Origin of the sequence: Pajaroellobacter abortibovis (genome assembly GCF_001931505.1) — a bacterium.
In the GTDB taxonomy this organism is placed as follows: Bacteria; Myxococcota_A; Polyangia; order Polyangiales; family Polyangiaceae; genus Pajaroellobacter; species Pajaroellobacter abortibovis.
Genome location: NZ_CP016908.1, coordinates 1,104,444 through 1,130,496, shown reverse-complemented (window position 1 = coordinate 1,130,496; position 26,053 = coordinate 1,104,444). Strand labels below are relative to the sequence as shown.

Annotated in this window: 19 protein-coding genes; 4 read left to right on the top strand and 15 right to left on the bottom strand. The window is 46.9% G+C overall.

The window, feature by feature from the left end; genetic code table 11:
* Positions 1-142: 142 nt before the first annotated feature.
* A complete protein-coding gene (locus BCY86_RS05655; RefSeq protein ID WP_075276865.1) occupies positions 143-1,783 on the top strand; it encodes a VanW family protein in 1,641 nt (546 codons plus the stop codon).
* A gap of 990 nt (positions 1,784-2,773) precedes the next feature.
* On the opposite strand, the gene BCY86_RS05645 is transcribed toward BCY86_RS05655, so the two are convergent.
* Entirely contained in the window at positions 2,774-3,916 is a 1,143-nt protein-coding gene (locus tag BCY86_RS05645; protein ID WP_075276863.1) for a phospholipase D-like domain-containing protein, read from the bottom strand.
* A complete protein-coding gene (locus tag BCY86_RS05640; RefSeq protein ID WP_075276862.1) occupies positions 3,913-6,429 on the bottom strand; it encodes an insulinase family protein in 2,517 nt (838 codons plus the stop codon). Before BCY86_RS05640 ends, BCY86_RS05645 begins: the two co-directional genes overlap by 4 nt.
* Positions 6,430-6,553: 124 nt before the next feature.
* Here BCY86_RS05640 and BCY86_RS05635 point away from each other — a divergent pair, with 124 nt between their 5' ends.
* On the top strand, positions 6,554-7,003 hold the full coding sequence (locus tag BCY86_RS05635) for a septal ring lytic transglycosylase RlpA family protein (RefSeq protein ID WP_075276861.1): 450 nt from the start codon (positions 6,554-6,556) through the stop codon (positions 7,001-7,003).
* 676 nt (positions 7,004-7,679) lie between these two features.
* Here BCY86_RS05635 and pnp read toward each other — a convergent pair.
* The 13 genes from pnp to BCY86_RS05560 all read right to left on the bottom strand — a co-directional run bounded on the left by pnp (position 7,680) and on the right by BCY86_RS05560 (position 23,965).
* Complete coding sequence (gene pnp, locus BCY86_RS05625) at positions 7,680-9,926, bottom strand: polyribonucleotide nucleotidyltransferase (RefSeq protein WP_075276859.1); 2,247 nt, start codon at positions 9,924-9,926, stop codon at positions 7,680-7,682.
* A 294-nt stretch (positions 9,927-10,220) separates the two neighbouring features.
* Complete coding sequence (rpsO, locus tag BCY86_RS05620) at positions 10,221-10,490, bottom strand: 30S ribosomal protein S15 (protein ID WP_075276858.1); 270 nt, start codon at positions 10,488-10,490, stop codon at positions 10,221-10,223.
* Between the two features lie 458 nt (positions 10,491-10,948).
* On the bottom strand, positions 10,949-11,473 hold the full coding sequence (locus BCY86_RS05615) for a membrane dipeptidase (RefSeq protein WP_075276857.1): 525 nt from the start codon (positions 11,471-11,473) through the stop codon (positions 10,949-10,951).
* 314 nt (positions 11,474-11,787) lie between these two features.
* Positions 11,788-12,705 (bottom strand): PfkB family carbohydrate kinase, encoded by a 918-nt coding sequence (locus tag BCY86_RS05610; protein ID WP_075276856.1) that lies wholly within the window; start codon positions 12,703-12,705, stop codon positions 11,788-11,790.
* A gap of 59 nt (positions 12,706-12,764) precedes the next feature.
* The gene (gene gmk / locus BCY86_RS05605) at positions 12,765-13,403 is read right to left on the bottom strand and encodes a guanylate kinase (protein WP_075276855.1); all 639 of its coding nucleotides are present in this window, start codon (positions 13,401-13,403) and stop codon (positions 12,765-12,767) included.
* Positions 13,400-14,263, bottom strand: coding sequence for a YicC/YloC family endoribonuclease (locus BCY86_RS05600; protein WP_245776204.1), 864 nt, complete (start codon positions 14,261-14,263; stop codon positions 13,400-13,402). The genes gmk and BCY86_RS05600 overlap by 4 nt, the downstream gene beginning before the upstream one ends.
* Before the next feature lie 214 nt (positions 14,264-14,477).
* Positions 14,478-14,933, bottom strand: coding sequence for a DUF507 family protein (locus BCY86_RS05595; protein ID WP_075276853.1), 456 nt, complete (start codon positions 14,931-14,933; stop codon positions 14,478-14,480).
* A 114-nt stretch (positions 14,934-15,047) separates the two neighbouring features.
* Positions 15,048-15,242 (bottom strand): hypothetical protein, encoded by a 195-nt coding sequence (locus tag BCY86_RS05590; protein ID WP_075276852.1) that lies wholly within the window; start codon positions 15,240-15,242, stop codon positions 15,048-15,050.
* A gap of 142 nt (positions 15,243-15,384) precedes the next feature.
* Positions 15,385-15,849: a c-type cytochrome gene (locus tag BCY86_RS05585; protein WP_075276851.1), complete on the bottom strand. Its 465-nt coding sequence runs from the start codon at positions 15,847-15,849 to the stop codon at positions 15,385-15,387.
* 1,373 nt (positions 15,850-17,222) lie between these two features.
* On the bottom strand, positions 17,223-18,377 hold the full coding sequence (locus BCY86_RS05575; RefSeq protein WP_083604221.1) for a DUF2786 domain-containing protein: 1,155 nt from the start codon (positions 18,375-18,377) through the stop codon (positions 17,223-17,225).
* A complete protein-coding gene (locus BCY86_RS05570) occupies positions 18,374-21,478 on the bottom strand; it encodes an efflux RND transporter permease subunit (protein WP_075276849.1) in 3,105 nt (1,034 codons plus the stop codon). The genes BCY86_RS05575 and BCY86_RS05570 overlap by 4 nt, the downstream gene beginning before the upstream one ends.
* A 4-nt stretch (positions 21,479-21,482) precedes the next feature.
* Positions 21,483-22,670, bottom strand: a complete 1,188-nt coding sequence (locus BCY86_RS05565) for an efflux RND transporter periplasmic adaptor subunit (RefSeq protein WP_075276848.1) — start codon at positions 22,668-22,670, stop codon at positions 21,483-21,485.
* Positions 22,667-23,965: a TolC family protein gene (locus tag BCY86_RS05560; protein ID WP_172824816.1), complete on the bottom strand. Its 1,299-nt coding sequence runs from the start codon at positions 23,963-23,965 to the stop codon at positions 22,667-22,669. Before BCY86_RS05560 ends, BCY86_RS05565 begins: the two co-directional genes overlap by 4 nt.
* A gap of 629 nt (positions 23,966-24,594) precedes the next feature.
* Between BCY86_RS05560 and BCY86_RS05555 the strand changes: the two genes are divergently transcribed.
* Both BCY86_RS05555 and BCY86_RS09775 read left to right on the top strand, forming a co-directional pair.
* The gene (locus tag BCY86_RS05555) at positions 24,595-25,428 is read left to right on the top strand and encodes a carbon-nitrogen hydrolase family protein (RefSeq protein WP_083604339.1); all 834 of its coding nucleotides are present in this window, start codon (positions 24,595-24,597) and stop codon (positions 25,426-25,428) included.
* Positions 25,429-25,769: 341 nt separating this feature from the next.
* Positions 25,770-25,970, top strand: coding sequence for a hypothetical protein (locus BCY86_RS09775; RefSeq protein WP_156865099.1), 201 nt, complete (start codon positions 25,770-25,772; stop codon positions 25,968-25,970).
* Positions 25,971-26,053 lie beyond the last annotated feature (83 nt).

Below are 26,053 nucleotides of genomic sequence, written 5' to 3'. Positions count from 1 at the left end.
AAGGAGATGTAAGCGAAAACGACGATTTCTTTCTGATAGGGCCTGTGAGAGTTTTCGTGGTAACCTTTGGAAATTATGAAAGGACTCAGAATCCTTATCGCCAGCAACAGCTTGGCTAAAAAATCATTTTTCGGATGCCGAGATGAGTTTTTCTAGAGTTGCTGCGTGGAAACAGGAAGGCTGGATAGCTTTCTTTCTGTGGCTCCTCCCTTTTGTCATGATTGGGGGAGGGATTGGTTACCTGTTGGTTCCTCCTTTCGTACCGAATGAGAAAGAGAGCGCTTTTCCTGATGTGTCAGTTCTCTTAACGGGAAAGGAAGTTCTGCCTTTAGCGCCCGGGGAGGATTTTGAAGACAAGGCGCAGACGTTTGTGAGGCAGTATTTAACAACCCCTTTCAGCCTTCAGATTGCAGATGCATCCCCTTCTTTCTACACACCTGAAGAGATGGGTGCGGTACTCGATATGCCGCGATTGAAGAAATTAGTCGCTTCTGTATTAGATCCTTCTAGTGCTCTGATTCGTATTCATCAGCAGAAAAAAGCTGGCAAACCGATCATTTTGCCGCTTCCTATAGCGATTGAACACGATCGGGCGATGGCATTCTTGCTACACCTCAAAAATAGGATAGATCGGATCCCTCGGGATGCTCGCCTTGACTTGGAGCGCAGGCAGGTGCTTCCTGATGAACCGGGCCGCCGTATGGATCTTTACGCTACACTTGGATGCCTGGAAGAGGCTTTTTCTAGTGGCCTCAATCAAGCGCAGGTAGTTGTTGAGGTGGTGCAGGCGACGAGGACAAGCTCCTTGCTCCACGGTATTTTGATTGATGACGTATTAGGGTACCTCGAAACCCGCTATGTGAGAGATCTCAAGCATGAAGAACGCACGTTCAACCTTCGGTTAGCTGCATCTAAAATTCACGGTTATGTGTTGCTACCAGGGGAGACATTTGATTTTAATGAAGTGGTTGGACCCCGTACGGAGGTCAACGGGTATAAAGTCGCTCCGGTCATTGCGAGAGGGGAGATGGTTGATGGAGTAGGAGGAGGCACTTGTCAGATCGCCAGCACCTTGCATGCTGCAGCTTTTTTTGCAGGCCTCGATATTGTCGAACGACGTCCTCACACCCGCCCTATTTTTTATATCAAGATGGGATTGGATGCCGCGGTGGCGTATCCCACCATTACTTTAAGATTCCGCAATCCTTATCCTTTTCCGGTGGTATTGTATGAGACTGTTGTCAAGGGGATTGTTCGGGCTGAAATATTAGGTCCTGCCCGTCGTCAAACGACTACCTTTGTACGCCGGATCAATGAGGTCCTTCCCTTCCCTGAACGGGACCAGCCAGATCCACAACTTCCTGTGGGAGAACGTCTTTTGGTGCAACGAGGCATCCCTGGCTTCCGCATTACGCGATTCCGCGTCATGCAAGAAGGTGCATCAGCCGTGCGTGAGCGCTTCAATGATGTCTATCCTCCAACAGCTCAAATTTGGCGTGTCGGCACTGGAAATCCAAACCTGCCTTGCATTACGGAAGAAAATAAACGCCCCGAATACATTGCGGACGAGTACCTCCAAATTACCCAAGGTCCCACCGTTCATACTCCTCGCTCCCAAGAAGTGGAAAAGGGGGGAGGAATGGTGGAGAGGAAGTTTCCAGGAAAATATGGAACCTATGGATGGACGGTCAGAGAGGGGCTTGCAAGGCCTCTAGTTGATGTAGGGGGGCGTCTCAAACCACAGGAAGAAGCCGCAGTACCTAGTAAGCTGGTACTGCCTTAATCCCGTCTTCCTTGACTGTCTCGAAAATGCTTTTAATGTGTCTTGCCTGGCTTACGATGCTTTGAGGTAGTGAAACACCCGCTGGCCATTGACCCCACGAGATGCAGAGCAATCTCTTAAATTTATCGCATTTCACAGTGTTGATGTTTAGTAGCTCAGGGCCCTGGCTGGAAGCATTTCCATAAATTCCCATCCCAACTGTACTTGACCATCCATTCAGTTCTTTGATTTTGAATTGCTAAAGCCTGTCCATGCGTCATTCCGCAGCAAGTGTCTCTTGACGCTCCGTCGTGTGAATTGACCAAACTGAAGCTTAGGTTTCCATGTGGGAATTCACCGACTGTAGCAACGTAGCTCCCATTGGGGAGGACAATAGGATAAGGATGGTTCCCTTTAAAATCGTTCTAGACCCCATCTAGCAATTCGTAAGGACTAGTCCATAAAATAGGAACAAACATCATGGTTTTATATTTTAGGATCTTTTGTTTGTTCTTTGCACACTAATATTACAAGCGACGATGCCATAACCAAAAAGTTCATCTTGGTCTGTGTTCCTTCGAAAGGAAAGAGCAGAAGGGACGATTGGTGCACTGGCTGGAGTTTGTGGGGGAGGGTGAGGAGCGCCATTTACTGTAGCATGGTTTATGAGCAAGATATGAATACAACTATTGTTGCTGGAGGTTGTTCCCGGAGGGCAAGAGCCATAAGAGGGAGTTGAGGCACTAGGCTGATCCGTTTTCGAATTGTCTGGCGTATAATTTACTTGAATTTATGGTGGAGAAGAAGAAATGATTTCCTCTGGATTTGCAGGATTGGATTTGATGATGAGGTTTCTTTGTATCTCCATTTGGGGATGATCGTTCTGAACCACAGTGAGTTGTCATTAATAAAGCGACGCTCAAGAGTGCAATCGACATGGACACGTTGATATTTGTTTTTGCACTCAGGTACACCTTCGTATCTCCTTTGGTTTTCTTTCTCTTCAATGAATTACCATAGCTTTCTTAGCCCCCACGCTACCCATTCGATGGTGCGGTTTAAAAAGGGGCGTTGTCGCCATGTGTAGAGATCCAATTTGGTCGCTGAACAGATATCTTGTTCAAATCCTTGGGTTGCATAGTCGGCAAACGCTGTATCCTGAATGGCTAAATTCATTTCTAGGTTTTTATGCCGGGAACGCTCATCCAAATTGTAACTACCGAGCATGGTGAATTCATTGTCGATAATGACAATTTTAGTATGGATCATTGGTTTCGCCAGTGTGTACAGTTCGATTCCGTGTTTTAAAAGGGAATCAATTAAGGCTTCCGTGGCAAATTGAACGAAAGAAACGTCTCCATTAGCAGGAAGTAACACGCGGACGCGTACCTTTCTGGCCACCGCTCGAAAAAGGCCCATTCGGATAAGACGGTTGGGGACAAAATAGGGATTGGCAATATCGATACTCCTTTTTGCGGCGCTCATGCGCGCTAGATATTCCCGATGGATTTTCTGTCGATGGTGGAGGTAGTCTGTTAAAATATAGACAGGACTGTCATTTTTCCGGCTAATTCGGTGTACATCGACAGGGGGTAGACTCCTTGTGAGTGATTGCCAGGTAAGGTAAAAATGGGCTCGGATCTGTTGGCTTGTTGCTCCTTGAATGTGTACCAAATCATCTCGCCATCCTTTTCCCCCGAGGTGAATAGGAAGCCAGGATAAGGCAAGATTGATCCCTCCTATGAATCCGTCTTGTCCATCGACGAGAAGGAGTTTTCGATGATCACGCCGTTCGAGGAGAGATAGTTTAAAGGTAGGGTCAAATGGCCATAAGGCATGATATACGCTCACTTCTCCTCCTGTTTGGAGGAGGGGCTGCCACCAGAGGTAAGGGGTTGTTAAACTGCCGATGGCATCATAGATTACGCGGACACACACACCTACTTTTGCACGTCTGGTCAGAGCATCTCGAAACATCGCTCCGATGGGATCGGCCCCTATCCAATAAAATTCCATCAGGATCTCTTTTTGTGCATTTTCGATGCTTTCGAGCATTGCTGGGAATGCCTGTTCACCATTCCGTAACAAGCGGAGCCGATCCTCTCCTACCGAAAACCATGGAACAGTGTGAAGAGTAGGGCAATCGATCTTCATAGAGAGGGAGGTGTTGGGCGGGCTAGGAGAACGATCATATTAGCTTCACTTAAAAAGGGAGTGATGGCTTTAAGAAAGGTCTGCATGGAGTGAGTATACAGAGAAAAAGGAGGGTCATTGCGCCATAGTGCAATAAGGCGCTCGGAGGGATGAACTAATTTTTCTAAGTTGGATTCTTGGTAGCGATGAATGGCCTGGCTCAGTTCTTCCTGAGTGATGTCCCCTTGACGGAGACGTTGCAAAATCGCTCGGGCTTGATCGACAGCACTCTCTAGCTGGCCAGGGGATGTCTCCATTCTGATTGCAAGGGCTGAGGAAAGGGAGGAGCCGATCACCCGAGCCCCCCATTGATGAATAATTCTGCTCTTTCTCAAGGTTTGTGAGAATATCCCCTCCTCTTGATTGAGGAGAATGGCGATCAACTGAGCGATTTCTTGTTGTCCGGGATGGTTGGGGGAGAGGGGGAAGGCGATCCATGCTTCCGCACTTGAGCCGGACGGGAGTCTGATCGCATAGCTGCCAGGTCGTGGAGCAACGGCAGGTGGAGTGGCGTGGCAGTGTCGCTGTGTATCGAGATCATGATTGGCCCATCGATCGAGCAAACGGGCTATCTCCTGGGCTTGTCCATCTTCTTGATTGACGAGGATAGAAGCCCGTAGAGGGCCTTGCTGAAGTGAAGAGATGCTGGCGCGCAAAGCTGCATCTGATATCCTTTCCTGTACGGAGGGGGAGCCGAAAGGGAATAACCACGCAAGCCGTCCTGGAGCGAGACTCTTTGCCAATGGAATTCCTATCTCTTTTTTAAAATCCTTGTCTCTTCTGGCCAGGATTGCTATTCTTGTTTGAGCCATGGTAAGGCTATCGAGAGGGATTGCAAACAAGCTTTGCCCTAAAGCATCAGCTATTCTTTGAGCGTGCTGGTGAGAGGATTCGAGAGGTTGTCGAGGGGTGTGCGCTATCCATCCGACCCCTTCAGTTGAGATCCATTCTTCGATCGTCACCTCTTTAGACCGGAAACGTGTACTTGCATATTCCGCTACAAACTGAGTCGCCATAGCAGTCAGTCCTGCCGTTTCATCGCTCTCGTGGAGTGTCCCGCAGGGAGAGGCGAGGAGTATCCAAATTTCTCCCTGTCCTTGCTCTACTTTGGTTTTGAATGCAATCTGAGGGGTCGCGAGAGCAATGGTGTTTCGTGCCCAATTTTTTAGAAAATTCTGATTTTTTTCTGAAGGATTTTGAGAGGATTTGATTTCGGCTGTGGATGGAATCTCTAAGGAAATTCCTATCGAAGGGGAAGCAGTGGGATAGCGCTGATTCGTCTGACTGGCGAGAGCCCACCATGCTCCGAGACTGGAAGCCTCTCTCGGATCGGATGTGGTGAGCACAATATTGGGGATGGAAAAGAGGTCCGTGAATTCTGTGTTCAGTGTAATCTGCAGTTCTTGTTCAGCAATAGCTGTCCATGCGCTTAATGTATTTAAGGCTGAATTGAAGGGGACCTCTTCTTCTTTTGTAGAAGGTGGGAACAATGGAGAGTTCATCGTAACGACGAGGCATCCTCCTTCTGGATGAGCAGTGGCTGTTACCTGCTGAATCGAGAACAGAGGGCAGTTCGCGTTTAAACGGGCTATAAAAGAGTTTTGCTGATGCACAATGTGATTTGCAATAGCAACAGCTTTGGACCCCGAATAGATCCATGAGGCGAGAGTAACACGTGCCTGATTTTGTACAGATGGATCGATACTATAAGATAAAACCGGTTGAGTAGGCATGGGGGGAGGGGATTGTGTAAAAATAGAAAGTTGTTGGGCTTCTGGCCAAGCTCCTGTGGATATCAAGGCTTTTGAGACGCGTTGAATGGTAGAAGCTGTTCCCGTAATGCCAAATGCAATCCGTCCCACTGTATGAGCATGTGTTCTCCAGCTTTCTATCGTGGAAGGATTGGGCTTTAAAAAAGAGGAGCTATTTCTGCTTGAAGCGTCTTGATTAGGATGGAGAAGGTACGGTTTCCCTTCACATCGAGCCATGGCTGATAGGGAAGGAAGAAGGCTAGGCTGTTTTTGAAGCCACTCCATCTGTTGATGAAGGGCTGTCAGTTGTTCACTGCCTTGGGCTATCGGAGATAAAAGGGCTTGATGGAGTAAAGAGATGATTTTTTCCCCTTCTTCTGCGTTCTGAATGAATCGATGGATTCGATACCCATCTACCATCGGAATGACAGTGATATTGGTCATACCGTTTCTTTGGAGGCGGGTTTCCAGCAGAGAGGAAAGAGCGATGGCGACCTCAGTATCTCGTTGAGAGTCGATTCCAAGGGTGACGACCGCTAATCCAATTGCAGCTTGAGGATCCCCTTCTCGCTCAATCGTAACGAGAGGAGGGATTTTGCTGAAAGTCTGTACTTCAATGGGTGATTTCTCTCTTGAATTTTCCTTTAACAGAGAAGAGAAATGGGAGTTGGGAAGGGAGGGAAAAGAGCATCTGAATAAGACGAAGATCAATCCATAGCTCATATACCTTATTAGAAGGCGATAGATAAGTGGAGTTGGAATCTTGGTTTGCACTATCTTAGGAATATATAACAGAGATAAAAAGTAAGAATGAAAAAATATTTTTATTTGACTGGATTCATTCTGAATGTTTAATCCTTTTCGTGAAAAGAACACTCCTGCTCATTTTATCAATGGTTTAAGATGGCAATGGATCGCGGTTGCGGTGATTTGTATGCAAGGTTGTGTGTCTCACCGAACTGCTCGCTGGGGTGCTAATTATTCACAGGGATATATGGAGGTGGGGCTCGCTAGTTGGTATGGGCCTGGTTTTGCTGGTTGTAAAACAGCTAATGGCGAGGTTTTTGATCCGAGAGCTCTTACGGCAGCTCACCGTTCTGCACCGTTTGGTACATGGTTTCAGGTTCGAAGACTCGACACGAATGCAACAGTAGCAGTTAGGATTAACGATCGTGGACCGTACGCGGGTCGTGACCGAATTATCGATCTTTCAAAAGCTGCGGCTGCGAAATTAAAGATGATTCATAAGGGTGTTACGCGGGTCGAATTAAGGGTAATTCGCGCAGCTAGGAAATAAAACAAGGTCTTTTTTATATAGCAATTGTTGATTTAAATAAGTTCCCTGTAGGGTTTAGGAATCGATTTTTGAAGGCTAAAATTATATATAAAAGTATACATTAATATTCTTATTAAAGAAGTTTGTTCATAAATATATTTTATCAATAAGAATTTAAACTGGAGGAATAATGAATTTATTAATGGATTTTTTTGCTGCGGATAAGAATAGGAATTAACGGTTGTGGAGGGGATGAAGAATCCTCGCAATCCGTGTAATCGGAGGAGACACTGCAGTCAGGGAAAGAAGATATTGTAGGAAAAGAAGTCCGTCAACGCATGTTAATTAGTGTGTGTAGGAAGATAAAGGCCTGTGATATTTCAATAAAAGGCCTACCAGAGTTTGGACAGGATGCCCTTTCCGAGATGGCACAGAAGCACGGCGTTAATGTTAAATCTAAGGATCCGATAGAATCACGGATACTGAAACAATGTTTGGAGTATATTGGAAAATTAAATTGTAACGTATTTGAATTTTCTGGAATGGAAAGAAACATGGCAATTGGGACACAATATGGGTTTCCCCATTCCTTAAAAAAGAAGAACTAAACTGTATTTCCCTAACAGGGATAAGTCATGGAAAAGGATAGAAGAGAGAGCTCTTTCCCCCTTTTTGGTTTTGGTGAATGAGAGGTTATTTAACCACGCCGGGAGCTCGATCTCGGTGAATCACGCCGTGGACGGTCTCCCAATCTGCTTGAACCCCTCGGGTAATCTCCTCCGCATCCTGAGGTCCCTACTTCACGTGCAGCCATCATCCGCTCTCGAGTCCATTCTCCTTTTTCTCCATCGGGAGAGGGCAAGAGCTCTCGGCGGGTCAGGCGGATTTTCCCATCCCGCGAAATCTCGATCACTTTGATTTCAATCGAATCCCCTTCCTTGAGGACATCTTCCACGCGTTCGACGCGATGGTGAGCGATTTCGGAAATGTGAAGGAGACCATCGATTCCGGGGAGAAGCTCTACGAAAGCGCCGAAAGTGGTAATGCGTTGAACAATTCCCTTATAAATCGCGCCGACTTCTGGTTCAGCTGTAATCCTTTTGATTATCCCAAGTGCTTTTTGGACCGCTTCTGAATCGGAAGAGGCGACATGGACTATGCCGTTATCTTCAACATCAATCGCAACGCCCGTCTGATCAATAATCCCTTTGATCGTTTTTCCACCTGGACCGATCACGAGACGAATCTGATCAGGATTGATCTTGATCGTTGTGATCCGCGGGGCGTGCTTTGATAACTCATTTCTTGGGGAATTCAGCGTTTCGAGCATTTTATTAAGAATGAAGAGCCTTCCTTCTCTTGCTTGGGCGAGGGCCTCCATCAAAACCTCTGATTTTAATCCAGAAACTTTAATGTCCATTTGGATCGCTGTGATTCCTTGAGCTGTACCACAAACTTTGAAGTCCATATCCCCTAGGTGATCTTCATCTCCTAGAATATCGCTTAGAACAAAGGCCTGTTTTCCATCTGTAATTAACCCCATTGCAATTCCGGCCACAGGGGCTTTGATAGGAACACCGGCGTCCATCAGAGAAAGCGTTCCTCCACATACAGCAGCCATGGACGAAGAACCGTTCGATTCAAGGGTTTCTGAAACCACTCGAATGGTATAAGGGAAATGTTCTTGGGAAGGGATTACATGCGCGAGCGCTCGTTCTGCCAGGGCGCCATGGCCAATTTCACGTCGGTTCGGACCTCGCAATGGTTTGACTTCTCCTGTAGCAAACGGTGGGAAATTATAATGAACCAGAAAACGTTTCCACCGTTCTCCTGTGAGCGCATCGATTTTTTGTTCATCGCTTGAAGTGCCAAGGGTTGTGGTTACCATCGCTTGGGTTTCTCCCCTTTGGAATAGCGCTGAACCATGTGCTCGAGGCAACAATCCTACTTCTGTAGCAATAGGTCGAATTTCTTTTGCTTTGCGCCCGTCAATGCGGGTGTGCTGGGTGAGGATGTAGTCCCGAACCAGGTGGTACTTGCGCGCCTCGAATTCTTCGCGGATAAGTTTTTCTAGATCGGAGAATGCTTCTTCCCCTAACTCTGAAGTCAGCGCAGCGCACAGCTTTTCTTTGATCCCCTTGTAAGCTTCATAGCGCTTCTCTTTCTCTTTGATCAGCGTAGCTTCCTTGAGGGGAGGATCGCAGATTTCTCGGACACGTTCGGCAATCTTTTCTTCTAGGGAAACGGGCTCAAACGGTTGTTTCTCCTTTCCTGTAAGTTGTCGGATCCGATCGATCAAGTGGAGGACAGGTTCAGAGGCTTGGCGCGCGAATTCAAGCGCTGCCACAATATCTTCTTCAGTTGCTTCATTCGCTTCCCCTTCGACCATAACAATCGCATTTCTTGAAACGGCGACTACCAAGTTAATATCTGCTTTAACTTGTTCTTCGAAAGTGGGGAAAGCAATCCACTTCCCTTCGACCCGGGCAACGCGAATGCCGCACAGAGGTCCATTCCACGGGATGTTGGAAATATGAAGTGCTGCGGCTGCCCCAGTCACAGAAAGTACATCTGTTGGATTGTCTCGATCCAATGAGAGCACAGTTGCAATCACTTGGGTATCATTTCTGTATCCTTCAGGAAATAGGGGACGACAGGGCCTATCGATCAACCTGCTGACGAGAATTTCCTCATCTCGCTGTCTCCCTTCACGTTTAAAAAATCCACCTGGAAACTTTCCAGCTGCTGCTGCTTTCTCAATGTATTCGCAAGTCAATGGAAAAAAATCGAGCCCAGGGCGAACTTCTCCTGATACAGCAGTTACCAGGACGACGCTTTCACCATAAGTGACGACGACTGAACCGTGAGCGAACTTTGCTAGTCTACCTGTTTCAATGGTGAAAGGCTTGCCATTGATCTCAACGGACTCGCGCACAAATGTCATATAAAATGCGCTCCTTGCGCAACAAGCCGCTGCGTGCGGTCAAAACGCCGAGCGCTGAGAATATCTCTTGTAGCAATTGATGAATGCCTTAGGTGCTTTTGGATTCCCATAGAATGGAAAGGATAAGAATGATAAGGCGAGCCGGTTACCAGCTTCACTCGGGAGAAATAAAAACCAACATTCTTTCTATAACTTAATTTATCAGAAACTAGGCAAGAAAAAATATAAACCACTTTTTAAAGGATAGCAAAATCTAGCAAACAATTTCCCATAGGCTGTTCTTTGGCGAGTCAATTACTTCCTTAGATGCAGCGCCTGCACGAGTTTGCGGTAGCGTTCTAAGTCAGTTCTTTTTAAGTAATCGAGCAGGGAACGTCGTTGGGAGACGAGCTGGAGTAAACCACGGCGCGAGTGGTGATCTTTTAGGTGAATTTTGAAATGCTCAGTCAGGCGGAGGATACGGCTTGTGAGTAGGGCAACCTGTACTTCTGAGGAACCAGTATCCTTCTCATGCAAGCGGAATTTTTCAATCATTTCTTTTTTTTCTTCTTCAGCAACAGTCATGAACACATTTCCTTTATAATAAATATCTCGGTCGAGGTATATCCACACTTAATGAAAATCCCTTCATTAGCACAACAAATGACTATTTTGACAAGAGAGAAAAACACAAGACAACGTTTTCTATCTCTACCTTCAGTCCTTTGGCGATCGATTCTTGAGCAACAAGTAACGTGGGGACGATGGGATTCCCCCGAGACCTTTTGATCATATGGGCGAGGTAGGAACCATATTCCTAATTTATTTCAGCTCTCCTAGTACGCGTTACACATTCCCTCGGAGGACTTGGTCAGTGACTGTTTCCGTCATTTCTTTTTCGAATATTGCATTGACGACCAGAGGAAGGCCTTGTGGGCTCTCTAACCCAAGGGGACAATCATGCCGTCTCAATCACTTCTGAGAGCGGGGGTATCTTTTCCTCCGATACGAAGAATCTGTTCGACATGAGCTACAGAGGGTTTCTATCCATCTTCCTCCGAGATATTGGGTGGCAAAGAGAACGCCGATGCACCCCCTTTTTGAGCAGTGGCTCGAATTTGATCGTCCTCTATATTTCTCCAATGACGAAACACCAAATGAGCTCCTGTGTGGCTAACGATTGGAGGGAATATTGAGGGGGCATATGTTTCTTCGAATCCCTTTGAATTGACATGAGCTAAATCGATCAGCACACGGTGAGCGGTGCATTGTTCTATTAATCCCTTCCCCCATGAAGTCAGTCCTTGGTGATCTTGTCGTCCATATTCATAAGCTGGGAACCCTAATCGGCTTGCGCAAACGTGGAGGAGGCCTACGTAGCGGACGTCCCGCTGACCAAATGGGCCTATGGCTTCTCTATCTCCGTCGAGCGCGTGTGTCCCTTCGATTCCGAGCAATACACCGATCAAACGAGCTGCATTGGCAACCTCCATCTCCTTTCTTGTTCTGGATAAGCTTGACTGCGGGGGAGAGATGGATCGCTTGCTCAAGCAGATCAATCTGTTCATGGATCGCTGGGCAGCAACCGTGCGCGCTTACTGGGATGGAAACAAGCCCAAAGAATTGTCCCTCCATATTTCCAACTCTCATGCGTGGAATATCCACATAGCCTGTAAAAGTGACTCGGGGGATGGTGGGGGCCAGTGCTTGCGAGTCAGATCATAACCAGCCTACCGTAACCACATCGACATATCGGTGTGAAGATTACTAGCCAGGTGACGCTTGTACAGCACTTATGCAGCTTCAAAAAAACGCAGTTTCACATTCAAAATCTTTTGATCGTCTCAACAAGTTGTCGTGCTGAGTCTGTCGATGAAGGTACTTATCTGTGAACAAGAACAAGCTCTTTTAATTTGTTGGTTCGCTCGATGAGATTGTTTGTGGAGATAGCGAGGAGTCGTTCTGTGCCGATCCCTTCGACACAAAACGAAGCGAGTGCAGTCGCATAATACATTCCTTCTCGCAAGGTGGATGACGATATATCTGTGCAGGTAGCGAGGTATCCGATGAGACCGCCTGCAAAGGCATCACCTGCCCCTGTAGGGTCGAGTACATCCTCAAGAGGATAAGCGGGTACGAAAAAGATGTCTTCTTGATCAAATAAAAGCGCACTGTGCTCTCCTCGTTTGATGATCAGTTGCTTCGGGCCTCGTTTTAAAATGTTTTTTGCAGCTTTGACAAGGTTGTGGATACCTGATAGTTCTCGCGTCTCTTCTTCATTGATGACCAGAACGTCTGTTTTTTCTAAGAGGCGGTTGAGTGCAGTGGGCTCTTGAGCGATCCAGAAGTTCATGGTGTCTACAATCACCATGTGGGGAGCAATCAATTGGTTTAATACCTCTTGTTGAAGGCGAGGATGGATGTTCCCTAACAGGATTAATGGATCATGACGCGCGCTCTCGGGGATGGTGGGGGAGAATTGAGAGAATACGTTGAGATGGGTTTCTAGCGTAATACGACTCAGCAGATCATGAGAGTAGCGACCACGCCAGCGGAAAGTCTTGCCCGGTGCTCGTTCAATTCCTTGCGTGTCGATCCCCCGCTCTTTAAACGAATTCAGTAGAGAAATGGGAAAATCATCACCTACCACCCCTACAATATGAACTTTGGAGAAAACAGAAGCTGCGATGGAAGCGTAGGTTGCAGCTCCTCCCCATACATTTTCATAAATACCTGTAGGCATTTCAAGATCATCAAAAGCGATTGAGCCTACAATTAAAACATGGTTGTTGGATGACAAAGGAACCTCCTTAAAAAAGCAATGAAGTATTCAGAATCTCTTTTCTTGGGAACTTAACTTTAAGGAAAAATCTTCCCCTTATGAAGAAGAGCTTCAGCAAGCTGCGCTTGACGAAAGCGGCGCATCCTTTCTGCTTGGACGATTGTGCAAAGATCTGAAAACGCCCGTTCTAATTCGTGATTGATCAGGATGAAATCAAAGAGGGCATAATGTTCAATTTCTAGTTTAGCTTTTGCAAAACGTTTCTGAATTAGCTCTTCCGTTTCACTTGCACGTTTTTTGAGCCGGTACTCTAGTTCCTGAAAGGAAGGGGGTAGAATAAAAATTCCGAGCACATCAGAAAGTTGGGCTTTGATTCGCCGGGCGCCTTGGTAATCAATGTCGAAGATCAACCCTCGACAACCAGGTATCTTCTGTGCCCGATCGATCTCGTCTCGGGAAGTGCCATAAAGATTTCCGTACACTTCTGCCCATTCGATAAAAGTATTCTGTTCGGCGAGCTTCTCAAATTCCGATCGGTTTACAAAGTGATAATCGCGACCTCTTATTTCGGTGGTGCGGGGAGGCCTTGTTGTATGAGAGATGCTGAATTGAAGATCCTGAAAATGTTCTTTCAGTCGATTGGTGAGTGTTGTTTTCCCTGCACCGCTTGGGGAAGAGAGGACAATCAGGAGAAACTCAGAGGAATCTAAAATCATTCGATATTTTGGACTTGTTCGCGCATACGTTCAAGTTCTGCCTTCATCTTTACTACCGCATGGCTGGTGAAAACGTCATAACTTTTTGCGCCTAGGGTGTTAATTTCTCGTGTCAGCTCCTGAAGCAAGAAATCGAGCTTCCGTCCAATCGCTTCAGACTCTGAGGCAATGTTTAAAAAATGTACGCAATGGCTTTCAATCCGAGTGAGCTCTTCGGCAATATCCATTCGTTCTGCAAGAAAGACCACTTCTTGCTCCAGCCGGTCGAAGTTAATCTCGATGGAGGTGGTTAGTTGGATGCGGTCTATTTTTTCAAGGAGTCGCTTGCGGTGAAGATCGTATACATGGGGGGCTCGCTCTTGAATGCTAGCGGTATAATGGCGTATACGGTTGAGTCTTTGACATAGATCTTCATGCAGAAGGCACCCTTCTTGGATGCGCATGGTGTTGAGTGAATCAAGGGCAAATTCAAATGCTTTCCGCAAGCTTGCGCGCAATGCATCGATCTCTTTTTCAAACGCGCAAATAAATAGATCGGGAATTGAATTTAAGAGTACAAGAGGGACTTCACTGTGGGGAGAAAGTTCATCGCGAATTGCACATAGAGACTGATAAGCCGCGTGGGCTCGCTCTATATTAAGCATGTTGGTTTCGAAAGGGGGACCTTCTGCTCGTACGGTGATCTCATAGCGACCTCGATGGAGCTGATTCCTTGCTAACTGTTCTATAAAAGCAGCGAGATCATTTGAAGGTCGAGGAAGACGGAGGCGGATGTCTAAAAAACGGTGGTTTAGACTGCGAATTTCGACAGTGACTTTCCCTTCCCCTAAGAAAGATTCTCCTAAACCGAATCCCGTCATGCTTCGCATGAACGTCACCAGGAAGAAGAGTGCTTACGAGAGGATCTCGTGAGTTGTGAGGGTGAAGCGAATGTCCGATCCATCATCAATAGAAAAAAAGTTTGACCTGCAGCTGTTTGATTATGAGCTCGAGAAGAGCTCAAAAGGGTTAGTGGAGTTAAAGCAGTCTTTTTTTGCGTCTTATCTTTTCTGCAACGCGTGCATGTTCAATATCTCATTCTTGGGAGTCTTCCATCATGTGCTTAAGATAGGCTCTCACTTCTGCGTCAATGGTTTTATCGACTTCCATATGTTTTCTTAAAATGGAGGCCATTTTCCGCTGAAGTTCAAGATCGGAAACGTAGATTTCTTCGACTTGGTCATCTTGAGAGAGGTGTGCAATCAGTTGATCGAGCAAGCCATCGATTGTCTCCCCCCCTAATCGAATCCATTTTTCTTGGGCGACAAGCTCTCGAACTCTTCCTTGTTGCAAGCGAGGCTGCCCTGTCTGATTGAGAATCTCTTTGGTTCTATTGTTGACTTCGCGTTCAACCGTAAGATAGTTTTTGAGAGGTGCTTCCACATGGTGAATGACTTCATGAGGAGAAATCGTTTCAATATCGACATAAGAAGTCGGTGTGCGAACAGCTTCAGCCGCAATTGCTGTAACATTGCCGCTATATAGTTTCATTCATAACTCTCCTCACATCTACATTTAAGTAGATTCTCAAACAGGGGAATGGACAAGGAGCTTGTGCGTATATAGATTTTCGTGAAAAGGAGAAAAGAGAAAGTCGACGGGTTTCTATTCAGGCTCGGGATAGTGTGCAATCGACTGAAAATGAGAAGGTTGAGTGGACTCTTTTCGATCTAGAGAAAGGGTACCTAGGAAAATACTGAATGTTACTGCGAGGACAGCCACATGTCCAAGAGGAGCCCCACATACTCCTGCGAGAGTGAGGGGAGCTACTGCAGTTGTCAACCAAGAAACTGATTTCATTCTTCCCCGCAAAATAAATGGATCTAAATGGATTGCTTACGCCATGAGATTCTATAGCTGTAGGTTATCGTGGAGGGCTAGCCTAGGAAGAAGAAGGGGAGAGATCAAGCAAAAACCCAACGTGGCTCTTTTTGTGCTGGAATTACTGGGGCAAAGAGCGGATGTGTTGGACGAGTTCCTCGACGACGTGATCGGGGAGATCAAAGGGTGGCATTTTCCCTTTTCCGTGGCGGATCGTCTCCTTGATGCTCTTGTCGCTTGTCTTTTCCTGCCAGTTCTTGTCTGTGAGCACAGCAGCTCCCATGATACGCCCTTGCGGTGTATCTCCCCGTCCGTATAGGCCGTGGCATATGGCGCACTTTTGCCCCCACGTGATCGCGATCAAAGGAGAGAGGCTATTCGTTTGCTCCTTAGGGGCAGGAGATTGAGTGGAAGAGGAAGGGGGCTGTTGAGCATTTTTGTGCTCATCAGGGGTCCATGTCTTGAGCTCTTCATGAGAGGAAGAAGATCGACAGCTGGATTGCTGACAGTGAGCATGGAAAAAAAGCTCTCCTAAAGAGAGAAGAAGAAAGAAACGTGAGAGAGGTTGGATCGAGGATAGGCTCATTGAGGTTAGGCTAGGTAGGGGGTGTCATCCCCTGGCTTTTTTTGTACCACGCATCGAGACATGCTTGAATCAAATAGATTGGAATTTAAGAAAAGTAAGGAAGATTCTAAATAGATTTTAATGTGCAAACAGATTTATTTATCTCTGTTTTTTTGAGCATGTTATCTTCACCTCTGTTCTTCCAATTATTCATAAATCTTAGATTCTCTTTTAAAGAGTGACCTGGCACATAATGATATCCTATCAAAAGGATAGATTGAATGTTTGAAAGTAAATAACCATGAATTATTGCGAATTCTTTTTTATCTCGTCTTTTTTAAGTAACCTGCTATTGTTAATTCGGGAGATTGAACATTTGACTTTTTCATGATGATAGTACAATCGCTTAATGGAACATTTAGTTCTTTTTCTGGTTTTTGTAGATCCTCATCGCGCTGATATTTCGTAGGAGCATAAGATCCATTTCTTACTTTTATTTCGTGAATTTTTAATTCGGGTAGTGGATTGAACTGGAATAGAGTTATGTGTATTTTCCTAAAAAAAGAATTGCTTTTTTTGCTAATGGAATTCTCATTGGTTAAAGTCTAAAGTTGCTCTCGACTACTGAAAATTGTGGAAAAGTATAACTGCGCGAGATTCCTAACCATATCGAGATATCTTTTTATCTGAGTCTTCTACTTCTAATTCTAGTAGAAACACTACGTTCCAGCCTGCTTTTGGGTTAGACATATCGGTGAGCATATCTAATTTTGTTCTGAACTTGAGTCCTTGGAAAGATGATATATCTTTCATTGAGGCTTGGATGCTGACTGTAACTTTTCACAAATAAACATCGTAGGTGGTGTGAAATGACCTTCATTATCGTTATCTTTAGAGTATGTTGGTACTATGCCTGTTGTTGCTTTCAGTGCACCTTCGAAATTTCTTATCGCACTCCTCATTTTATTTAATTGATCTTGAGCTCCTTTTTCTGGAAGGAGGACTACATGGGTTCTTTTCATGTTGAGTGTTGTGATATGTTCTAAATAGATGATCTTATGGAGAGAGATATTTAGCGGATTTTTCGTTCCTCGCGCTGATAATTCCCTGAGTTCTTTCTTAAAGTCGTCATCAACTTTACTTGCAGCACCTGAGTAGGGAGATTCCGTCCCATGGGAATATCCATTCAGGGCATAAGATAATATGATACATTGTGAAAAATAGAAAAAATGACGTTTGACTTTGAAAAAATACTTTTTTATTGCTTTCCCTTAAAGAATTATCAAACAGGATGCTAAATATATCTGATGATTAAGTATATCCTATTTTAAAAAGAATGAAAGTCTCCGATCATTTTATATATTTTTTTGTTAGAGTTGATGGAGATATTAAGGTTACCTGGTCGTTTGTTGTAAATTAATGTAGGCAATTGTGGAGAAGACGGGTAGGTTTTTCCCTTGAAAGCGAGTTTCGCCTTGAATAGCTCGGAAAAGGACAATGCGGCTCCCTACGTCTTTCCCTTGGGCGTATACTTCATTGTGGGTTTGTCCTTTATATCGAACGCGCTCTACAGCGGGATAGCGACGTTGTGAGAAAGAGGTCAGCTCTTGGTTTTTGACCTGTACCAATTCTAAAGAATGTTTTCTATTGCTGGAGGAGGACAATTTGTCAAGAAATCCGTTCATAACTCCTGCCAAGAAAGTTTGTCTCTGCCCTGAATGAATTCCGGGGCATTGACGTTTCTGTTGTTTCCACAGCTGTTCTGATGTGTACGTTAAGAATGTGTGGATGTACTCTGCCAGTTCGAGGTTTTCATGTGTCCCCATGATTTCTAAGACAGTGGCTCGTTTAGCCAGGTGGGGTAGGTATACAGGCACCCAAATCGCTTCTACGAAAAAATGTTTAGTTAGAATAAGTGATAAAAGTCGTTCGTTTTCAAAAACGCGCCTTTTAGGTTGGCCTAATTGGCGAAAGCTGTACGAGAGTGCTTGTCCACTTTGAAGAACAGTGATGTTGTACTTGAGCATGAGGCGTTGGGCGGCTACAGCAGCGGCTTCTGCTTCATGAGGATTGGGACTTTTCGCTAGAGCGAGAAGATGAAGGATCCGTTCGTGGAGTTTCTTGGAAGGGGTGTGTTCGGAGGGAGGGGGGGGTACAGCAGGGGAACCTGCTGCATTTGCATCAATTCCTCGTTCGTGACAGATCTTCTGAAAAGTGGGTCCATGAGGGGGTTCTCTGCGAACTTTGAGAATTTCTTCTACGTATTGATGGGCCATTTCGTGTTTGAGGACTTCGACCGCGGCTAACCAGGGATTATTCAGAAGGAAAGGTCGGGAAAGTTCGAGGGTACGTAAAGCTCCATTCCACTCTCCCAATTTAGTCTGGCTTTCACTCAATCGGAAGAGGGGAGGGGTCATTTGGTTTTTAAATTGCCTGAAATTAATCGATTTCCAATGGGCGAGCAGTTCTCGAAGGAGGCATGTCTCGAGATGAGCATTCCAGGATTCAGGAGTGGAGAAGTGTGATTTGTCGGATGAAGAATGGCTCATATCGCTGTACGTTTGGGTCCTGTAGCTGCGTAGATTACAGGCAGGAGGAAAATGGTGAGAAGTGTGGAAGAGAGGATCCCTCCAATGACGACAGTCGCTAACGGTCTTTGGATTTCTGCCCCTGGCGCGATGGACAGAGCCATAGGCATAAAACCTAGGGAGGCAACTACCGCGGTCATCAGGACGGGACGGAGGCGCTCTTTAGCGGATTTCAAAATCGCCTCCATGCGACTGAAACCTATTCTTTCGAGTTCATGGGCAAATCCAATCAAAACAATGCCATTGAGGACGGCCACACCGAATAATGCGATGAACCCTATCCCTCCTGAAATGGAGAAGGGGATCCCTCGGATGGCTAAGGCGAGGACTCCTCCTATAGCGGCGAAAGGGATATGAGCAAAAATTAGGCAAGCATCTCGTAGGGAGCCTATCCCTAGCCAGAGAAGCAACAGGATCAGCCCAAGCACAAGCGGGATAATAAGCGCAAGGCGTCGATTGGCTGTGAGATAATGATCGAATTGGCCGCCCCATTCGATCCAGTATCCGATAGGGATCTTGACCTGCTCATGAATTTTCTGTTGGGCTTCTTCTACTGCGGAGAGCATATCGCGTTGACGGATATTGAATTCGATCGACAGGCGTCGCGATTGTTGATCCCGGCTGATTTGAGCGGGTCCTGGGGTAAACCGGATCGCAGCCACGTCCCCTAAAGGGATCATTTGACCAGTAATGGCTTTAAGCGGTAAGTTGAGTAATGATTCAGCACTTTCTTGGAAACTTTCATGAATTTGGATGACAATGCTAAAGTGTCGGTCCCCCTCCAGCACCATCCCAACGGGATGTCCTATAGCGATGGTGTCCGTAAGTTGATTAATATCCTCTATCGTAAGGCCATACCGTGCAAGTTTCGCTCGATCTGGGATAATCCTGAGGTACTTGAGGCCATCGATCTGTTCAATCCGGAGATCGACCACCCCGGGAATAGTGGACAGGATCGAGCCCATTTTCTGAGCCAGTTCGGTGAGTTGTTCAAGACGAGGGCCGTACAGCATTAAGGCCACATCCGAGCGGACTCCCGCAATAAGCTCGTGAGTTCGCATCTGAATCGGTTGTGAGATCGAACCATTCACTTCGGGGACTAAGTGTTGTGCGCTCCGAATAATCTCTTCAGCGATCTTTTCCTTAGGAAATCCCTCGCGCCACTTTTTCCTTTCTTTGAGAAGGATATAAATATCGGTTTGTTCGACCCCCATCGGATCAGTGGCGATTTGGGGGGCTCCTGTCCTGCTGATTGCTTGAGATACTTCAGGGACGGTTAGAAACGCTTTTTCAAGACGTGTGGTCGTTGCAAGGGATTCCGTCAGGGAGATCCCGGGGAGCCTCCTCGCCTCGTAAATCAGGATATCTCCTTCATCGAGGGTAGGGACAAACTCTGCCCCCAGGTGAGCAAATATGGCTGTAGACAAGAGCAGCAAAGCCCCCCCACATAACCCAGCGAGCTTGGGGTAGTGCACGGTCTTGTGCAGTAGATGTTGATAGAGGCGCTGGATAACATTGAATATTTTAGTCTCATGCAGGTGGGTGGAAGGGACAATCACATAGCTGACCAGCACTGGGATCAGCGTGAGCGAGAACACAAAAGCGCCTGCAAGGGTGAACAGCACCGTAATCGCCATCGGCTGAAACAGTTTCCCTTCTGTTCCGGTTAAGGTGAGGATAGGGAGATATACGACGGCGATGATCGCCTCTCCGAACCCACTGGCTGTTCGGACTTGGGTGGCTGCATCCTGCACAACAGTAATACGTTCTTCGGAAGTTAAAGCTCGCCCGAGCTCCTTTCTCTTGAGACCAAGGCGCCGCACAGCATTTTCTACGATAATGACTGCTCCATCGACAATGAGACCAAAGTCGATGGCACCCAAACTTATCAGATTTCCTGAGATGTGAAAGAGATTCATCATCGTCAGAGCGAATAAAAAAGAGAGAGGAATTAATGCTGAGACGACGAGACCTGCCTTCCAATCCCCTAGGAGCAAGAACAAGACGGCAATGACCAAAAGGGCGCCCTCGATCAGATTCTTAGTAACAGTCCAGAGCGTTTGGTCGATGAAGAGCATGCGGTCATAAAAGGGTTCGATGCGGGTTCCGGGGGGAAGGGAAGGTTGAAGAAGGGCCAACTTATCTTTGATGCTCTGAGTGACCGTCCGCGGATTTTCACCCAAAAGCATGAGGGCAACCCCGATCACGACTTCACCCTGACCATTGGCTGTGGCGGCCCCCATCCGCAGCCGCCGTCCAAATTGGACTTCGCCAACCGTAGCAACAGTGATCGGTACCCCTTGAGGGGTCGCTCCGATCACAACCCGTTTTAAGTCTTCTAAATCTTTGACTAGACCTTCTGATCCGAAGATCCACTGCTCCTGGTTGTGTTCGATATAGCCCCCTCCTGTATTAGCATTAGAGCGCTGCAGTGCCTTGGCCACTTCCGCGATAGAAATTCCAGCAGCCTGAAGCCGTTTGGGATCCAAGATAATCTTGTACTGCCGCTCTTCTCCTCCAAAACTGTTCACCTCAGTGACGCCCGGTACAGTGCGAAGTTGGGGGATAATCGTCCAGTCAAGTAGTTCCTTGAGTTCCATGAGATTAAGGTGATCGTTATGCAATGTGAATTGAAAGATTTCCCCGAGCCCTGTTGTAATCGGGCCGATTTCGGGCTTGCCGTACCCTGCCGGGATGTTTCTCTCGACCTCTCGCAATCGCTCATTGATCTGTTGGCGAGCGAAATAGATGGAAGTTCCTTCTTCGAAAACGACGGTTACGACGGATAATCCGTGCTTGGAGAGCGACCGTACTTGGATCGAATGAGGTACGCCGGCGAGGGCGCGTTCAATCGGAATCGTTAAGTACTGCTCTACTTCAAGGGGGGAGAAGGCGGGGGTCGAGGTGATAATCTGGACTTGAACATTGGTGATGTCTGGAAGGGCGTCTACGGGGAGTTTCAATACCGACTGAATCCCGAGTACAAACGCAATGAGCGTCAGTACAAGAACGAGCAGTCGATTGCGAAGAGACCAGTGGATGATCGTGGAGAGCAAAGACACGCGGTTAGTCCTCCTCTTTCATGCTTCCTTTGAGGACAGCGCTTTTGAGTAAGAAGACTCCATTGGTCACCAGCATCTCCCCCTCCCTTAGCCCTGAGATCACTTCTACTTTTCCTGCAGCCTCATCTCCTGTCACAATAGAATGAAGCTGAAAATCACCATCTGGTTGCTGGACAAATACGACGGGACTACCTCCTACATCCGTAATGGCTTGACGGGGGATGACAAGGGTACGAGGCCTATTTCCCTCCTCTAGAAGGGTCACGTGCGCGACTCCGAACAGGCCGATCCGCAGGAGGTCTCTCCTATTAGTCAGTCGAATCCGAGCCTGGATGGTGCGGACGGAGGGATCGATCCGTTTTTCTAAATATTCGATCGTTCCTTCAAAACGTTCGCGGGGATAAGCATTCAATTCTATTTCAGCGGGTGCGTTAATCCTAATTTTTTCGAGATCTTTTTCGAAAACCCGGCCAACAAACCACACTTCGTTGAGATCGACCAGCGTCGCTATGCTCTCATTTGGAGTTACGGGTTGACCTAACACGGCATTTCGTGCCACAATAGTCCCTGAAATAGGTGCAAAAAGAGGGATGAGGGAGCCTACCTTTTCGGGTGAGATACCTACGGTCTGAAGCTGTTCTTCAGCGCTGTGCTGATCGGCCTCTAAGGCTTCTGCTTCAGCCCGTGCGGTGATCAATTCTTGGTCAGGGATCAATTTCATCTGGTTGAGTGCTTCGAGTCGTTCCACGTTAGAGCGGGCAGCGGCTGCTTTTTTAGAGGTGGTTAAAAAAGAGGCTCCTAATTTGGCAGCTTCTGGAGTGCGGATCATACCGAGCATTTCACCGCGCTTGACTACTTTCCCTTCCTTTAAAGAGATGATCCGCTCGATCCGTCCTGCTAAGGAGGCCGTGATCTGGGCACTTCGATCAGGATCGGCTACGATCTCTCCTGACAGTGTGAGGATAGTGGCGATTTTGCCCCTCTGTACCGGTTCTGTTTGGATCTTAGCCTCGTTGATCACCGTGTGCTCGAGATGAATGAGTGTCGAAAGCGGTTTATGTTCAGGCTCATCGACGTGTCCGGAAATTTCAAGCGTGATTTCTTCTTTCTTTTGAGCTTCTTTTTTCTTGCATGTGAGGAGGGAAAGGGCTACGGCCCATCCCACAACCACCCGTTGGATAATTGGATTCATAGGGAAGCCTCGAGAGGAGCACCTGAAGCGTGAGCCCATTCGACTGCAGCGATGCAAGCGAGGCGTTTGGCTTCAATATGATCGACAAAAAATTGAATCATGGATTCCTGCATAAAAAGTGCATCTCGGATTCCGATATGACCCGTTTCAATCTCTTGAGCGAGTTTTTGGAGATCCTCTTTTACTTGTTGGATTTTAGAGGTGGAAAAAGCTTGTAATTCCAGGCGAGTTGATTCCACTTTATGCCAGATTACCCTTCTTTGCTGGCGCAGTGTACGTTGAGCTTGCTGGCGGGAAAACGCAAGCCGTTGAGCGGAGGCTTCCATTTCCTGGATATTTCCGTTGTAGGTTTGACCGATCGGTTCAGGGAGAGGGATCGGGATCGATACCCCTCCTCCTAGTACTTTCTCGTTATAGCCGTCATTTTGGGCAAAGAAAAAAAAGGTGGGGTTGGGAATGCGCGTGCGTCGCAGGAGGACGGCAGTCGTTTGAAGCGACTGCTCTTCTGCCTGAAGGCTCTCAATTTCAGGAGAAGTGAGGTCCTCTTGTGCCATCTGGTCTTTGGGGGGAGCAAGCGGGATGGGAAAAGAGGAAGGATCAAGCGTTCCTTCGATCTTCCAAGCTGCATTCTGAGCATCCACACCTACTAGAGTCCCTAGCACAGCGCGAGAAGTGTAGTACTTCCGCTCGCTTGCCCGGACAAACTGAAACATTCGGGTCGCTGCAATGTCGGTCAAGTGGGTTTCGAGAGGAGACAGGCGCCCTCGTTCTGCCATAGCGTGGACTGCTTCTTTTGCACGGTTCGAAATGGTTTCAAGCTCGCGGGCGAGCGCATGGGTTTCTTCGAAGGCGAGGGTTTCGTAGAAGGCGACCCAAGCCTCTTTGGCGATCTCGCGCGCAACTCCCTGTATCCTCTTTTTTTGGGCTTCCCAAGTTGCTTCAGCCGCTTTTTTTCGAGCCCCTCTTTGTCCACCAACTTCTATTTCTTCACCGAGGGTAAGGTACCAATTAAACGCTTCTGGTTCCATCCCTTTGGCCCCTCGCCGTGCGGCAGAGATATTTAAGGTAGGATTCGAAGGGAAATAGCGCTGAGCATTGATACGTCCCCCTTCTTTTGCTTGGAGAGCAGCGGCTTCTGCCTGAAGTGATGGATTGGAGGCTAAGGCGCATTGGGCTACATTTTGAGCAGTGATTAGGGTCTGGCATTGTCTTAAATCCGCTCCACTTGCTGGAATTTGATAGAGCAGCCCGGAAACTAGCCATCCCCATGGGATAACTAATCGTTTTTTTATCATTAATTTGCCTTTTTTTTGAGTCAAGCGATTCTGTTCACACGTCATAGTCTCTCATGGGGGAGATCGCCTTCCGATCGGAAGAGGTGGTGGCAACCTGGATTGTGAGTGTTCTGAGTCCTCGGGGGAATAGAATCAAGAGAAAAGACTTGCGTCAACCTAGCTTTTTCTAGCCGAAGATCTGTGTACAAGATGGATGGGGCGACAGTGTGTGGGTTGGGTGTGAAGTTTTAGGTTGAATTTCGGAGTTGGGCGGTGGTACAGTTTGCTATTCTTGTTGTAGTTTCTCGCGCGTAATTGATATGGAGCGTGATGGTTAGGTGTCGTCTTGATTGGACCACTTCCGGGGATAAATGCATCAAATCAGCACTGTTAGGATCGTAAAAAAACGGTAAAGCCAAAAAGTAATCGCTTGGGTCCTGATCCGGACGCTCGTATCTGTTTGATCTTTAATAAAGCTTCTATCCGTTCCCTGAGGATGGATAGTTCGGATAATCAGGGGATGATCTCTTTTGTTTATATAAAACATCCGTAGTCTCACGGGTGTTCATAGATCGGCTCCTCCGGTATGGATTACCAAATTTTTGCACAAACGGTAGTTTTTCTTGATGGGGGTCGATTGGAGGGATGCGATGAGTAAGATGCGTGTGGCTGTCGTTCAGCTTTCAAGTCAGGGGGATGTGGCTTGTAATCTGAGACAGATAAAGGGGTGGGTACGACAGGCTGCTGAGGAAGGTGCGCGATTGGTGGCGCTTCCTGAAAATTTTGCTCTCATGGGCAATGCTGAAGAACAAACCAGGATTGCAGAAGTTCTCGATGGAACTGTCTATGGACCTATTTTAACACAGTTAGCTGATTTTGCTGTCGCTTCTCAAATCTATATTCTGGCAGGGGGTATGCCAGAGAAGTCGATCGAACGAGCATGCTATTATAATACTTCCGTTTTGATAGGACCTACTGGGGAAGTGGAAGGGAAGTACCGGAAACTTCATTTGTTCGATGCGGTTCTTAAGGAAGGGAGCAGGTATGAAGAGAGCCGCTTGTTCTCGCCAGGACCTGTGGATGAACAGGATCTCGCTCCTGTTCTGGTGGATGGTGTGTCTGTTGGAATGGCTATCTGTTATGATCTGAGGTTTCCTGAACTGTTTCGCTTGTGGACGTCTAGGGGTGCTCGTTTGATTATAGTTCCTGCGGCGTTTACCTTAGAGACTGGCAAAGCTCACTGGCAAGTCTTGTTGCGGGCTCGAGCGATAGAGAATCAGGTGTATATCATGGCCCCTGCCCAATTTGGTCTTCATGGTGAGGGGAGACGTACATACGGCAAGAGTCTGATCATTGACCCGTGGGGTGATAGGGTAGCCCAGTGTTCAGAAGAGGAGGGGATCGCTGTTGCGACCCTTTGCTGGGATTATCAGGAATATGTTCGTGAAAGAATACCTTGCCTTGCCCACCGACGCCTTCTCTGATGGAGAAGAGGGTTTGAAGGTCTGTGAGGGATGGGTGCTGTTCTTCTCGGTATTTCTTTGGATGAAGAAAGTGGGATCGCCCTACTAGGAAGATAGAACATAAATAATAAAGGATGAGCTATATGCTCTCCAAAGCAAGGTAAAAGAAGAAACCATAAAAAAACTATATATTTATTGTTTTTGCTTATCCAGTGTTTCTTTCTTGTATGGATGTGGTGATTCCGGTCAGCCAGAGAAAACCCCTTCTGAACAAGCTGGGTAATAAGGATAAGGAGAAGGAACAGCAAAGGAATAATAAGAAGGGGGATAATCTTTCTTCAGGAGGTGGAAGGGAAGCGGAGATGAACAAAGTACGGATGATGAACATTCGGAAGACGATGAGAATGCGGGAGGGGGAAATAAGGAAAAAAACGGATAAGGAGCCTAGGAAAATCATCAACAACCCCAAGCGATGCCTCCTCTGGTGGGATTTTGGAAAGTTACGGATGATGACCAAGATCAATCAGGGGGCGGAAATCAAACGAAGGTGGTTGGTCAGGTGAATGATCAAGTAGGCGGACGTAAAGCCTTTTCGTTTCGTTCAAACGATACCAGATGAAAACTATTTGCAAGTTTCTAATCCTGG

Excerpts from the sequence above, each read along its gene's own strand:
- BCY86_RS05655 (WP_075276865.1), top strand. The coding sequence starts at position 143 with ATGAGTTTTTCTAGAGTTGCTGCGTGGAAACAGGAAGGCTGGATAGCT.
- BCY86_RS05645 (WP_075276863.1), bottom strand. The coding sequence starts at position 3,916 with ATGAAGATCGATTGCCCTACTCTTCACACTGTTCCATGGTTTTCGGTA.
- BCY86_RS05640 (WP_075276862.1), bottom strand. The coding sequence starts at position 6,429 with ATGAGCTATGGATTGATCTTCGTCTTATTCAGATGCTCTTTTCCCTCC.
- BCY86_RS05635 (WP_075276861.1), top strand. The coding sequence starts at position 6,554 with ATGTTTAATCCTTTTCGTGAAAAGAACACTCCTGCTCATTTTATCAAT.
- pnp (WP_075276859.1), bottom strand. The coding sequence starts at position 9,926 with ATGACATTTGTGCGCGAGTCCGTTGAGATCAATGGCAAGCCTTTCACC.
- rpsO (WP_075276858.1), bottom strand. The coding sequence starts at position 10,490 with ATGACTGTTGCTGAAGAAGAAAAAAAAGAAATGATTGAAAAATTCCGC.
- BCY86_RS05615 (WP_075276857.1), bottom strand. The coding sequence starts at position 11,473 with ATGAACAGATTGATCTGCTTGAGCAAGCGATCCATCTCTCCCCCGCAG.
- gmk (WP_075276855.1), bottom strand. The coding sequence starts at position 13,403 with ATGATTTTAGATTCCTCTGAGTTTCTCCTGATTGTCCTCTCTTCCCCA.
- BCY86_RS05600 (WP_245776204.1), bottom strand. The coding sequence starts at position 14,263 with ATGACGGGATTCGGTTTAGGAGAATCTTTCTTAGGGGAAGGGAAAGTC.
- BCY86_RS05595 (WP_075276853.1), bottom strand. The coding sequence starts at position 14,933 with ATGAAACTATATAGCGGCAATGTTACAGCAATTGCGGCTGAAGCTGTT.
- BCY86_RS05590 (WP_075276852.1), bottom strand. The coding sequence starts at position 15,242 with ATGAAATCAGTTTCTTGGTTGACAACTGCAGTAGCTCCCCTCACTCTC.
- BCY86_RS05585 (WP_075276851.1), bottom strand. The coding sequence starts at position 15,849 with ATGAGCCTATCCTCGATCCAACCTCTCTCACGTTTCTTTCTTCTTCTC.
- BCY86_RS05575 (WP_083604221.1), bottom strand. The coding sequence starts at position 18,377 with ATGAGCCATTCTTCATCCGACAAATCACACTTCTCCACTCCTGAATCC.
- BCY86_RS05565 (WP_075276848.1), bottom strand. The coding sequence starts at position 22,670 with ATGAATCCAATTATCCAACGGGTGGTTGTGGGATGGGCCGTAGCCCTT.
- BCY86_RS05560 (WP_172824816.1), bottom strand. The coding sequence starts at position 23,965 with ATGATAAAAAAACGATTAGTTATCCCATGGGGATGGCTAGTTTCCGGG.
- BCY86_RS05555 (WP_083604339.1), top strand. The coding sequence starts at position 24,595 with ATGAGTAAGATGCGTGTGGCTGTCGTTCAGCTTTCAAGTCAGGGGGAT.
- BCY86_RS09775 (WP_156865099.1), top strand. The coding sequence starts at position 25,770 with ATGAACAAAGTACGGATGATGAACATTCGGAAGACGATGAGAATGCGG.